The sequence below is a fragment of the Bifidobacterium felsineum genome, assembly GCF_002802915.1.
GTDB classification, from domain to species: Bacteria; Actinomycetota; Actinomycetes; order Actinomycetales; family Bifidobacteriaceae; genus Bifidobacterium; species Bifidobacterium felsineum.
In genome coordinates this window covers 14,906-27,008 of sequence record NZ_PEBJ01000006.1, presented here as the reverse complement: position 1 = coordinate 27,008, position 12,103 = coordinate 14,906, and the positions used below count along the sequence as shown (strand labels likewise).

Here is a 12,103-nt window from a genome sequence, read left to right as displayed (position 1 = left end):
CTTGTCCCTCGTTTTCCCTATCGGGTTTGACAATCATTCCTTCAACGGGATACAACGAGGGGCAGATAAGTAATTCAGCCTACGAGATCCTGAATACTCTTCTGAGCGGTAGCCAATTCGTCTTTGGCATTAGCGCCCTTAAGCACGTTCTGCACCATTGGAGAAAGTACCTCGGTCTCAATTTGCGTCCACATCTTAGTCGCAGGACGATTCTGGGTCTGCTTGGCATCAAGAGTGGTCTCCAATGCCTTAACATGTGCGTATTCAGGATTGTCTTCGTACTTGGCGAATACGCTCTTTCTCGCGGCTACGCCAAGCGCGGTCATGTATCCTTCGTTCTTGCCATACATGAACTTGAGATACTTCTTTGCGATATCCTGCTTCTTGGAATTCTTCAGCACAACCTCATACCAGGGGCCAGGAATGGCACCGATACCAGCAGATCCACCAATCATCGGAGCGGCACCGACTTTGTCGCCGAGCTCTTTCGCAGAGGAGAGATAGAAGTGGCCCCAAGTAAGCTGCATAGCCAATTTGCCTTGATTGAACAAATTAGAAATCTCACTGGTGCCCAGCGAAAGGTAATCGGATGGAATGGAGCCATCGTTGACCAAGTCCTGCATATATTCAAGTGCATCGCTATACGCATTGTTTTCAAGATCCGGCTTACCGTCTTTATCGAGAACGAGATTATCAGCACCAGCCTGAGTTGCGAACTCCAGCCATCCAGTCACTGAATCAGCACCGGTTTGACCAATCATCGCAGTGCCGTACATATCATCTTTAGTGAAGAATTTTGCAGCATCCCGGTATTCATCCCAAGTGGTGGGAACCTTCAAATCGTAGCCGTACTGCTCCTTGAAAGCCTTCTGGTTATCTGCATTTTCAAAAAGATCCTTACGGTACAACAGCACCTTGGAATTCGTCCAGGTAGGGATGCCCAGCAGCTTGCCGTCAATGGTGCCACCTTCCTTAAGCTGAGGCATAAGGTCATCTTCATCTGAGCTGGAAAGAACCCCGTCCACCGAAGACAGCCCCTTAGCCAAAGCCGGGAACCACAGCACATCAATTACAGCCAGGTCATGCGTAGCTTTCCGGGAATCGGTCTCGGCTTTCAACTTGTCATACAGACCTGAATACGGAGACGTATCAACTTTGATTTTGTAACCGGTTTGCTTCTCAAACTCAGCAGCCGTATCTCGTGCCACTTGCTCAGCGGGACCACCACCCTCGACCAGCAAGCTCAATGTCTTATCATCCTCGCTTGAACCTGCAGAACCGCATGCCGCCATAGACAACATGGTCGCCACCGCGGCAATTACAGCTATGCCTTTGTTATACGAGCGATTCATCATCGAACCTTTCTCTTATCTTCAGAACTTCCTTGTTGTGTCGTCATCGACAAGGTCAGAATACATTAACTCGGTTTATATGTCAACCGATTAACATATAAGCGACACGCCGCAAAAATAAACTATTTAGCCAGAGAACTAATTTTTATGTTTACCGGTTGAAATAAAAATGAATACTCGTTACTATGGAATCAGTCTCGGACGGCGACCATAACGATGCATGGCAGCAACCATATTGGCGCCACCGCTGATTCATGTCATTCAGTCACATAACCTCGAGGAGGATGTTATGGCCGACAGCTACTACTACGACGTCACCACTTGGCCAATCGGCAACCCACATACAGACATAGGCGAAGTCATAAACAGCATCATCACCGATGTAAAAGCACGACAAACAGATGCAGATAGCAACAATGAAGGCAAACCCGGCGCCACCATCTACATTCCTTCCGGGGATTACCATCTGACAACGCAAGTACTTATTGATATCAGTTACCTGCGCATAGTCGGCGCCGGACATGGATTCGTTTCCTCCAGTATCCGGTTTAATACGCCCAAGGAGGAGTGGAATAATCTTCATGAAATATGGCCTGGAGGCAGCCGAATCCTCGTCGATCTACCGGCAATAAATCACGGTCCCGAGCGAGAAGGCGCGGCTTTCGTGGTTTCCCGTAAAGGAAATCCTCGAATCAGCTCAGTGGAGTTCGCCAACTTCTGCATCGATGGACTGCATTTCATCGATGACGGTTCAGGCAATAACGACCCCGAAAATACCTATATCAATGGCAAAACCGGCATCTACATCACCGATGCACAGGATTCGTTCCGCATCAACGGCATGGGATTTATTTATCTAGAACACGGCATTGTGATTCACGATGCTGACGCTCTTAGCATCCATGACAACTTTATTGCCGAATGTGGTAACTGCATTGAGCTACGAGGATCTGGGCAAGCATCAAAAATCACCGATAACCTCATCGGAGCCGGATACCGCGGGTATTCCATCTTTGCGGAAAACTTTGGCGGCCTGCTGATTACAGCCAACAATGTATTTCCACGCGGAGCCAGCACCGTCTTCTTCAGGAACGTTTCCCGCTCTTCTATTACCAGCAACCGATTCCACGCTTTTTATCCAGGCGTAATTGTCCTTGAGGGAAATTGTTCAGAAAACCTCATCGCGTCCAACCATATCTATCGCGCTTGCGAGCCTTGGCCTCCAATGAAGCGATACAACAATGGCCTAGATGATCTATTCGGAATTATTCGCATCGAGGGAAATGAAAATTCCGTAATCGGCAACCACATTTCTGACATCGTGGACGAAATCAACATTCGTCCGGAAGGCACTGCTCCCATCATCATTCGACTCGTCTCTGGCGTGGGAAACTACATTGCGAATAACCATATCGTTGCCAATACCGAAGGCAATAATCACAATGAAGAGACCATTGAAGAGTCGTGCTTTTCCACTCAAGTAGAAGCCGTCCTCGCAACAGCAAAGACTCACAGTATCCCTGTAGTTGCCGTACATATCGATTCAGGATCCTCCCGCAATACCGTGCTCGATTCCGGAACGGAGTCACAGGTGTACTTGGATGTTACAGCCAACGCTTTCCGACCAACACCGTCATTGCCCGGAATCTGCTGAAATCATTGGATTACGCACCTCGCATGACAACACTTGCCGGATGGGATTTCCCTTTTTCGCCCATCCGGCATCCATATATCAAACTCAGGGAGAGTCCACAATGACCATAACCATCAACGCCGATGGCTACACAGGAATCGAACTATTTGCCGAGTATACAGGTACGAACACGGAACCAGGAATCGTCCATCTCATTCCACTAGATTCATGCGAGGACGCCATTACCGCATATCTGCCTTCTACAGAGCGTCGTTCACGTCTTGATTTGGCAATCAACCCGAATGCGCAGTACACACTGAAATACGACAACCTGCGACTAGGGTTTGGCTATCTCACCGGGGGAAAGGATCTAATCAACCGGGGCATTCGCATCATTACTACAGATACACGCTCTTCAGGCAACAGGCCAAATGCGCATTTCGAACCGGCACAGCATTGGATGAATGATCCCAATGGATTATGCCGCTTCCAAGGGCGATATCACCTGTTCTACCAGTTCAATCCATATGGATGGCAATGGGACGACATGCATTGGGGCCACGCAATCAGCAAAGACCTTATCCATTGGATGGATTTACCAATTGCGCTACTTCCACAGCCTGAAATATCGAGGAGTGAAGAATTGACTGGAGGCGCATTCTCCGGCTCGGCTCTTACCACGGACCGCAACGGACATATTGTGCCCGGAGATGAAGCCGACATCATTCGCATCTACCTCACTCGGCATTGGGCACGACTCGGCCACCCCGAATCTGTAGTAGAAACACAAACTACTGCCATCAGCACTGATGGGCTGACATTCAGTCCTGAAACCACCGTAATCGAACGACCTTCCGAAGAGACCGGTTTAGATTTTCGCGACCCGAAAATCGACACTACGTTATTTGACGGCACTACAATTAAAGGCACCCCGGCAATCGTAGTAGCCACTAACATGCCATCTACCTGCGCACCAGAATTGGGGGCTCCAGGCACCACGCCGCGTCCTCTCGACGATAACTATTGGTTCGGCACCGCACCGTTCTCGAATCCTCAGCAAGAATCTGCGGATTTCAGCCGTACGCCAGCTCTTGCACTGTTTCGGGCAACTGACACTAATCTAAATAAAGCCAGTTGGGAATATGCCGGACCATTGCTATTTGAAACCGGATTATCTGAGTCATACACCTATGAGTGCCCAGACATATTCACACTTGATGAATCTGCAGTTGCCGTGGGATCGCTTATGCATTTGCATGACGACAGCGGACGGTTCCAGCCAATACGTTGGTACACCGGCACCCTTGAAACGGCAAGTGTTCAGCATTCACCAAAACTCAACGTAAACCATACGGGCTGGTGTGATTTCGGATCCTGTTATTACGCAGTGCAATCCTTTAGGGACCGGCATTGTGCCGCTGACGGCACCCTCATCAATCGCCGTATCGCGATCGGATGGCTATGCGACTGGTATGGCGTCCGCATTGAACGCGATGATTATGCCAATGGGGCAATGGGACTGCCGAGGGAACTGCATGTAGTCGATGGACGTTTAATCTCATACCCCGTTGAAGAGATATATGAACTCCTACTCGGAGACGAGATCCATCTCACCCCAACGCCGGACTCTCGTATGACGGAATATAGCAGTCCTTGCAATCACGACTTAGATGCTCACGCCGTCATACCGTCGCATGCCTATTACGCGGATATTCGACCGGATCCTGGCACTTCGTTCGAGACAACATTAGTTTCAGGGCAACGGAGGCAGCCAGATGGCACCGTAGCGAACGCTTCGCTTCACGTAAGCAGCGATGGATCGGCTGTTCATCTCACCACAATTGGGTTGCCTACGGACAGCTTCAATTACACGTCTAAGACAAATCGCATAAATCGTATCGAAGTTTTTTACGACCATGGAATAACCGAAGTATTTGTCAACAATGGAGAGGACGTCGGCAGCATTCTTTTTGATTGCGATGAGTTCGACAGCCCGGATTTTGCGACCGATTTTACTTTACGCGGATTCTCCGGTTCGCTGGTTCTGCGCAAACTGCGAAGCGCCCGGTGACATCGTCCGCCTTCACCGCAGCGAATGATTCTCAATAAGAAGCGTGCGGGGAAAACACACATTTGCGCACAATCGCACATGGCGTTGGGTCTTGGAAAATAGCCAATCCCAAGACCCAACGCCATAATCATGTGCGAATCACTCAACAAAATCTACGCACAGTTCTTATTGAGAACGATTCGCTGCGGTAACGTTATGCCGCGGTGACATCAATGGTCAGCTTGCCGTCATGCTCCTCCACTGGAGCAAAGAACGGGTGCTCCTTATAGAACGTGTTCGGCACATGCAGTGCGAAACGCAGCTCGCCTTCCAAGGTACGGAACAGCATGCCGTGGCCGCCATCGGCCACTAGCAAGTCATCATCATGGGACCAGGTGCCAAGAATGCTGCCGTTATCCGAGCGGGCGAGACCTACGGAGTAGCCGCCTTCTCCCCAGCTGGACCACAGCATCACCAACGTGCCGTCTTCCATCTTGTACAGGCAAGGGCCATCGGAGAAGTACGCGTCTCCTTCGATGCCGAACTCGGAGGCCGCGAACGGCACGATGCTATTCCACTTGGCGTCAACAGCACTGAAAAGACGGAAACCTTCACCGACCGGCTGACGCCAATCCGAGGAGAGCTCACGGGCGCACATGTCGCCTTCGGGAACGTCTTCCAGCGTGTGCGAGTACACCACATACGCCTTGCCGTTTTCCTCATAGACAGTGCCGTCGATGCACTCCTCATCCTCAGGCGTCAGGCGCGAAACGAAATGGAATGGGCCCAGCGGAGAGTCGGAGACGAGCAGGTAGATGCCTTTCTTGCGCCCATCGGAGCACCCAAGCGTGGTGATGAGACGGAACTCGCCGTCACGCTCATAGCATTCGGGCGCCCAATAGTTCTGGTCGGCCCAGAATCCGGGTTCACGGTGATAAATCTCGTGAGGCTCCGACCAGTTCTCCAGATCGTCGCTCACGTATACGTCCCAGCCATCCATGGGGCCCCAGCAGTCGAAGCTGCGAGTGCCGTACATGTAGTACTTGCCGTCGTGGGTGATGACATATGGATCGCGGATGGTGATGTCTTGATTGCGCATGGCAATATCTCCTTATGATTTCTGCTGATTGTTCAGTTACACGGTTTATTGGTTAGTGCTGGTGCGCCTTCGCATAGCTGCGCTTCTGGAAGCCGGAAAGCAACAGCGCCACCATCATCACGAGCGACAGCACAGCGCCAACCGTCACGGCGCCCACAGCAGTGGAACCAAAAAGCGTATTGATGCCGTTGATGACGTACGGGCTGATGAAGCCGCCAACGGAGTTGAATACCGTCAGCACGGCCATACCAAGCGGAATGAAAATCGGCTTGACGATAACCGTCATCATGAATGGTGCGGAAGCGTAGAAGAAGCTCATCGATGCGTTGACAATGAATGAACCGACCGCCTGCGCCGCGATACCGGGCGCATAAGCGCAGCAGAGCATGCCCAAAGCCGCCGCGGCAAAAGTGAGCACCAACATATAGTTGCGCCCCTTCTTGGCAATAGCACCAACGCACAGGCCGGCGATAAGACCACCAAACTGGCCGATAGTGGAAATCATGCCGGATACGTCACTGCCACCAAGGCCCTTTTGATCGATGACCAACGCATAGTTGGTGTTATATGCATTGTTGATGAGCAGGAACATCATGCCGCACACAGACAGCGTGATCACGGCCGGCGAAATAACCTGACGCCAATTGCCAGCGTTCTGACCATCCTGGGTCTCTCCATTGGCGGTCTTTTCGACCTTGGGCATCACCGCAGCGACCACGATCAGCACGATTGCCGCGTACGCGTAGACAAGATATGCGCTATTCCACGAAATAGTACCGAGTTTGCCGGCGATCAGGCCCATCACCATCAAACCGATGCTGGCGAATGCGACCTGCATACCCATCACGCTTTGCCGTTGATCTTCGGGGAAGTAATCGGCCATCAGCGCGGGAAGGATGTTGCTGAGTGCGCCCATGCCGATGCCCAGCATGCCGGAGCAGGCAACAAGAATCCAGATATTCGCATGCACGAAGTATGGGATCAGACCGAATACCAGGATGAATGCGATGCCGCCCAACGCGATGGTTTTATTCGGCACAGTCATGGCCAGTTTGCCAATCACAAAGGCGGCAATCAGACCCGTGAGATTCGCCACGGACAGGATAAGCTGCACATTGCTCAGCGGTTCATTGCTGAACGCAGCCACGATCAGGCCCATGACTGGAGAGATGAACAGTGATGCCATGTTGAGCGTTGCTATTGCGAGTACGCCCACAATCGCTGCTTTGCGATTCATAATCGACTCCTCGATATCATCATTGATTTTTGGTTGTTGATTCCATCGTATTTCCTTGTTTTGCAACGATTCTTGCTGTATGAATACCAGCTATTGCTGTATTCTGACCTTATGCGCGCAACGACAAACGCAGATCAACGCAGCACTGCAACAGCGAATCTGCCGTCCCTTGACATCGAATTGCTGCGGCGGACGCCCGGCACCGAAGCCGAGTCATATATTGATTTGGCACCTGATACCGAGCGGCTGGATGCTCCCGTGGCCGGCGAAACCATTGTGAACGACGCGAATTTCTCTCGACTATGTCAAGCTGTGCCGGGCCTACGTGAGGAAGATGGATTCGGCGTGATTGCGCAGCGCCTGGGCTACCGGTCTCAGCCCATCCGCCATGACTACGTAAGCCTCACCCATCTGGTAGACGGTTCCATGCTGCTCATCACCGCGCATGAAGTGTACGTGGTGGAAGCCGGCGATTTCATTGCCATTCCGAAGCAAGTGCCACATGTTATCGCACCGATTGTGCGCGGTGGAAAAGGACCGGCGGAATGGGACCTGCTGTTCTCGGATGGTATTGTACAGCATCTCACTCAGCCATTTTTACAGGATGCCCCAATGTTTCCGCCGGCCGAAAGCGCATGCGTGCATATCCCTGCAGCTCAGGCTCGCGCAATGAAATCATGTACGAATCGCATGGTGTCGGCGTACCGGGAATCAGGATTTAGGCTCGATCTTGCAGTATTCGGCGCAATCATGGAACTATGCCATGCCTACAACGCCGCGGCAACACAGCTTGGCAAAGTACCTGAGATCCAAAAGCGCGTGCAGCGCATCATCGACGATAATCTTGCGGATATCGACATCGATACCATCGCACAGCATTTGGGATACAGCGCCGGCTATTTATCGCGGCGACTCAAGAAGGAAACCGGCCGAACGGTAGGTTCGTTTATTCTCGAGGCACGTCTCGATACCGCGCAACAGTATCTATCTCACACCGATATGTCCGTGGCCCGCATTGCGGAGCGAATCGGATATGCCAGCGTGAGTTATTTCTACAAGGCGTTTTCCAAGCGTTATCATCAGACCCCACTCGAGTATCGCGCGATTTTCAACGACGCTCAGCAAAGCTCCTGAGCCAGCGTGTGGCCAAGTCGGGCCAGGATTGCACCGCCGGCACGATATGTTCCGGACTGCCGTGATATGCGGTCTCCTCGTTGGCCAGAGAAAGACCGTGCCGACCTTCAGGAAACAGATGGGCTTCAACGCTGACGCCTGCCACATGGCAAGCCCGGATGAGCATCAGCGTATTCTCCACCGGCACGCTGGAGTCGGTCATCGTATGCCAGACGAACACCGGCGGGGTCTTGGCGTCAATATGCTTTTCGATAGAGAGCTTGTCTCGCATCGATTGATCATGAACGTGGGAGCCCAGCAGGTACTGGAAGCTGCCGCGGTGGGCGTATTCACCCGATGTAATCACCGGATAGGCGAGCATCAACGCATCCGGACGTATCTCGTCCGGGTCGTAGCCATGTTCGCGCAGGTCGTCGTCACCGGCAACGGTGGCAAGGTTCGCTGCCAAGTGGCCACCGGCGGAGAAGCCGAGAACTGCGACTTGATGAGGATTCGCATGCCATTCTTCTGCATTCGCGCGGATGAGACTCATCGCTTCGGCGGATTCGATCAGCGCTACCGGGTAATGACTAGCACGCACTGAATACCGCAGCACAAACACGTTGAAGCCCTCAGCCAAAAAACGCAGCGCCACCGGCTCAGCCTCACGATCCGAGGTCATGGCATACCCGCCGCCAGGCAGAATGAGAATCGAGGTGCGGGTACGATCCGGCGATATCTCCGGACTGTTATCCGCCACATAGCCGATGAATCGTGCTTCGCTACCATCAATGCCCGTGATAATGCGTTCGACGTACTGCATTCTTCCATTATGGGTCCACTAATCACACAATCCGTCGCATAATGGTTTCCTATCTGCGATATCTCTCTTACAAGGGGTTGATTCGAACCGCACCGAAGATCTATCTGCGTCACGAGGGGTTCCTCGCTAAGTAGATAGATCTCAAGAACGACGGAATGACGGTATGTTGAAGGTCTGCATACGTCACATACAAGCCTTCAACAACCCCTTATAACGCAGATAGATATTCCGCAAACAGGAAATCAACCCCTTGTAAGCCAGAAAGAGGCCTACACACCTATTCAGCGAGCTGCTCTTGCACATTGCGAGCCATCGCACGGTCGCGCGAGACTTTGGTGGCGCGCAGGCCGATGGTTACTGCGATCAGCACGATAGTGCAGGCGATCCAGAGCACGCGTCCGCCGAAGTCGCTGATCACCCAGCCGCCGACCATCGGCGCCAAAGCAATCGAAAGTGACCACAGCACGTTGTACACACCTTGGTAGGTGCCGCGCGCGGAGGCCGGCGCCATCGCGGCAACCGTGGTGGTGGCGATCGGGAAGGTTCCCAGCTCGCCCAGCGTCCACAGCACTACGGCGAGCGCGAAGCCCGCCCATGAGTCGGCCACAATTTGCACTGCGTAGCCGATGACAGTTACGGCAAGCCCGGCGATGAGCACGCGCGAATTGCCCATGCGCGCGAACAGTTTCATCGCCGGAATCTGCAGGGCGCACAGCATGAAACCGTTGATGGTGAGCAGTACCGAGTAATCGCCGAGCCCAAGCCCGAGATTGGTCATGGCAATGGGCAGGCCGGACGTGCTCTGGAAGTAGACGAGAAAGTAGCCGAACATGAGTACGGAGAAGCCGAGGAATGGCAGGTCCGTGAGTACGCGGCGCCAGCTGTCTCGCATGGATGGAGCGGCATTATTAGCCGCCATCCGCTCGTCCGGATTCGCAACCGACTGTGAATCCGGCCCCGGCACGGCAATCCCCAAATGTTTGACTTCGCGGAAGAAGGCAAACAGCAGCACCGTGACGCCGATCATCACGGCGGCCTCAACGTAGAACATCAGCGAATATGAGACTTTGACCAGCTGATTGGCCACAATCGGGCCGATGGCGTAACCGAAGTTAATCGCCCAGGATTGCAGCACATAGGCGCGCTGTTGGCGCTGGACCGGCACTACGTCGGCAATATAGGCGGCGATGGCCGGGCTGGGCAGTGAGGCGAACGCACCATAGATGAACAGCGCTGCACCAAGAGCAACCGGATGAACAAGAACAGAAACCACGAGCAGCGCCGCAGCAGCGCCGATTTCACCGATGATAATCATCGATTGGCGGCCGAAACGGTCGGACAATGTGCCACCGAACAGGCAGCCGATGATGGAGCCGAAGCCGTACATGGAAACGACCGTGCCCACTACGCCCTCGTTGATGTGCAATGCGGAGACCAGGTAAATGGAAAGGAATGATGTGACGAAGCGGCCCATCCACAGAATCAGGATGGCCAGCCACAGTCCCCAATACAGCGGGGATAATCCGAATATCTCGCGTTGTCGTTTCACTGGTAATACTGTACTCGCGGGCGAGGTGGGGCACGACGAGCACCATTGTCCAGCATTTGGCGCGGGGTGCTGGGACAATGGCACCTATGGCTATCAAAAAGGGACCGACCAAGGGGTCGGGTGGAAAACATCGTAATAAGTTGAAGGGATACGGCCCCACTCCGAAGGCCGAGGACCGCGTCTATCACAAGGCTTACAAGGCCAAGAAGGCCGTCGAGCGTCGTTTGCGCTCCGATCCGCGACTGGCTGCCCGCCGTCGCGTGGACAAGTTCGCTTCCGCGGATACGTCCGATCTGGTGTTCGGCCGTAATTCCGTGCTGGAGGCGCTGCGCGTAGGCGTGCCTTCCTCCACGCTGTACATCTTGTCTCGCATTGAGCATGATGATCGCACCCGCGAAATCGTGAAGATCGCCGGTGCGAACGGCCTGCACATGATGGAAGCCGATCGTCTGGAGATGGATCGCATCGCCCGCTCGGGCAACCATCAGGGTGTGATTCTGAAGGTGGAGCCGTACCAGTACTCCTCGCTGCATGAGCTGGTGGAGCGCGCCGAGAAGAAGGCAAAGGCCATGGAGGCCGCGAATTCCGCAGCTGCTCGCCTTGCCGCACGCCCGCTGTTCATTGCTTTGGATGGTGTGACCGATCCGCAGAACCTCGGTGCTGTGATTCGTTCGGCTGCCGCATTCGGCGCCAACGGCGTGATTCTGCCGGAACGTCGCTCCGCTTCGGTGAACGCCGCGGCTTGGAAGGTGTCCGCCGGTGCAGCCGCGCACATGCCGGTGGCCCGCGTGGTGAACCTGACCAAGGCGATTGAAGGTCTGAAGGAACGCAACTACTACGTGGTGGGCCTTGACGGCGGTGGCGATAAGCTCGTCGGCGAAACCGGCTTCGAGACCGATCCGCTCGTTGTGGTGCTCGGCTCGGAAGGCAGCGGCCTGAGCCGACTGGTCCGCGAGGCTTGCGACGCGATCGCCGGCATTCCGATCAGTTCAACCGTCGAATCGCTGAACGCTTCGGTGGCTGCCGGCATCAGCCTGTACGCCGTGGCCAACGCCCGCCGCAAGGCCGGCGAGGCCGCGAAGTAAGCGGCAATCACCGCCAACGATCTAAAGACGACTGAAGCCCTCTCAGATGAGAGGGCTTCTTGTTTAGTCAACGACTCAGTGACTCCAGCAATTACGGACTTGCCTACGGCAAGACTCAACCTGCCCTCACTCGACTATCGTCTCGTTCGGGGCTCGCCTACG

General features: G+C 53.8%; 9 protein-coding genes. 4 read left to right on the top strand and 5 right to left on the bottom strand.

Annotated features, from left to right (window positions below; all coding sequences use genetic code 11):
• Positions 1-74: 74 nt before the first annotated feature.
• A complete protein-coding gene (locus CSQ86_RS09110; RefSeq protein ID WP_240542338.1) occupies positions 75-1,355 on the bottom strand; it encodes an ABC transporter substrate-binding protein in 1,281 nt (426 codons plus the stop codon).
• Between the two features lie 217 nt (positions 1,356-1,572).
• Between CSQ86_RS09110 and CSQ86_RS09105 the strand changes: the two genes are divergently transcribed.
• Together CSQ86_RS09105 and CSQ86_RS09100 are read left to right on the top strand one after the other, a co-directional pair.
• Positions 1,573-3,006, top strand: coding sequence for a NosD domain-containing protein (locus CSQ86_RS09105; protein ID WP_240542337.1), 1,434 nt, complete (start codon positions 1,573-1,575; stop codon positions 3,004-3,006).
• Between the two features lie 100 nt (positions 3,007-3,106).
• On the top strand, positions 3,107-5,056 hold the full coding sequence (locus tag CSQ86_RS09100; RefSeq protein ID WP_165773836.1) for a glycoside hydrolase family 32 protein: 1,950 nt from the start codon (positions 3,107-3,109) through the stop codon (positions 5,054-5,056).
• Between the two features lie 193 nt (positions 5,057-5,249).
• Here CSQ86_RS09100 and CSQ86_RS09095 read toward each other — a convergent pair whose 3' ends face one another.
• Together CSQ86_RS09095 and CSQ86_RS09090 are read right to left on the bottom strand one after the other, a co-directional pair.
• Positions 5,250-6,134, bottom strand: coding sequence for a glycoside hydrolase family 43 protein (locus tag CSQ86_RS09095; RefSeq protein ID WP_100494824.1), 885 nt, complete (start codon positions 6,132-6,134; stop codon positions 5,250-5,252).
• Between the two features lie 52 nt (positions 6,135-6,186).
• Positions 6,187-7,371, bottom strand: a complete 1,185-nt coding sequence (locus CSQ86_RS09090) for an MFS transporter (protein WP_100494823.1) — start codon at positions 7,369-7,371, stop codon at positions 6,187-6,189.
• A gap of 111 nt (positions 7,372-7,482) precedes the next feature.
• Here CSQ86_RS09090 and CSQ86_RS09085 point away from each other — a divergent pair, with 111 nt between their 5' ends.
• Positions 7,483-8,505, top strand: coding sequence for a helix-turn-helix transcriptional regulator (locus CSQ86_RS09085; protein WP_133119280.1), 1,023 nt, complete (start codon positions 7,483-7,485; stop codon positions 8,503-8,505).
• Here the strand turns inward: CSQ86_RS09085 and CSQ86_RS09080 are convergent.
• A complete protein-coding gene (locus CSQ86_RS09080) occupies positions 8,480-9,307 on the bottom strand; it encodes an alpha/beta hydrolase (RefSeq protein ID WP_100494821.1) in 828 nt (275 codons plus the stop codon). The two genes, CSQ86_RS09085 and CSQ86_RS09080, sit on opposite strands and share 26 nt — an antisense overlap.
• 277 nt (positions 9,308-9,584) lie before the next feature.
• Positions 9,585-10,856 (bottom strand): MDR family MFS transporter, encoded by a 1,272-nt coding sequence (locus CSQ86_RS09075; protein WP_100494820.1) that lies wholly within the window; start codon positions 10,854-10,856, stop codon positions 9,585-9,587.
• 86 nt (positions 10,857-10,942) lie between these two features.
• Here CSQ86_RS09075 and rlmB point away from each other — a divergent pair, with 86 nt between their 5' ends.
• The gene (rlmB, locus tag CSQ86_RS09070) at positions 10,943-11,941 is read left to right on the top strand and encodes a 23S rRNA (guanosine(2251)-2'-O)-methyltransferase RlmB (protein ID WP_100494819.1); all 999 of its coding nucleotides are present in this window, start codon (positions 10,943-10,945) and stop codon (positions 11,939-11,941) included.
• Positions 11,942-12,103: the final 162 nt, after the last annotated feature.

Excerpts from the sequence above, each read along its gene's own strand:
- CSQ86_RS09110 (WP_240542338.1), bottom strand. The coding sequence starts at position 1,355 with ATGATGAATCGCTCGTATAACAAAGGCATAGCTGTAATTGCCGCGGTG.
- CSQ86_RS09105 (WP_240542337.1), top strand. The coding sequence starts at position 1,573 with ATGGCAGCAACCATATTGGCGCCACCGCTGATTCATGTCATTCAGTCA.
- CSQ86_RS09100 (WP_165773836.1), top strand. The coding sequence starts at position 3,107 with ATGACCATAACCATCAACGCCGATGGCTACACAGGAATCGAACTATTT.
- CSQ86_RS09095 (WP_100494824.1), bottom strand. The coding sequence starts at position 6,134 with ATGCGCAATCAAGACATCACCATCCGCGATCCATATGTCATCACCCAC.
- CSQ86_RS09090 (WP_100494823.1), bottom strand. The coding sequence starts at position 7,371 with ATGAATCGCAAAGCAGCGATTGTGGGCGTACTCGCAATAGCAACGCTC.
- CSQ86_RS09085 (WP_133119280.1), top strand. The coding sequence starts at position 7,483 with ATGCGCGCAACGACAAACGCAGATCAACGCAGCACTGCAACAGCGAAT.
- CSQ86_RS09080 (WP_100494821.1), bottom strand. The coding sequence starts at position 9,307 with ATGCAGTACGTCGAACGCATTATCACGGGCATTGATGGTAGCGAAGCA.
- rlmB (WP_100494819.1), top strand. The coding sequence starts at position 10,943 with ATGGCTATCAAAAAGGGACCGACCAAGGGGTCGGGTGGAAAACATCGT.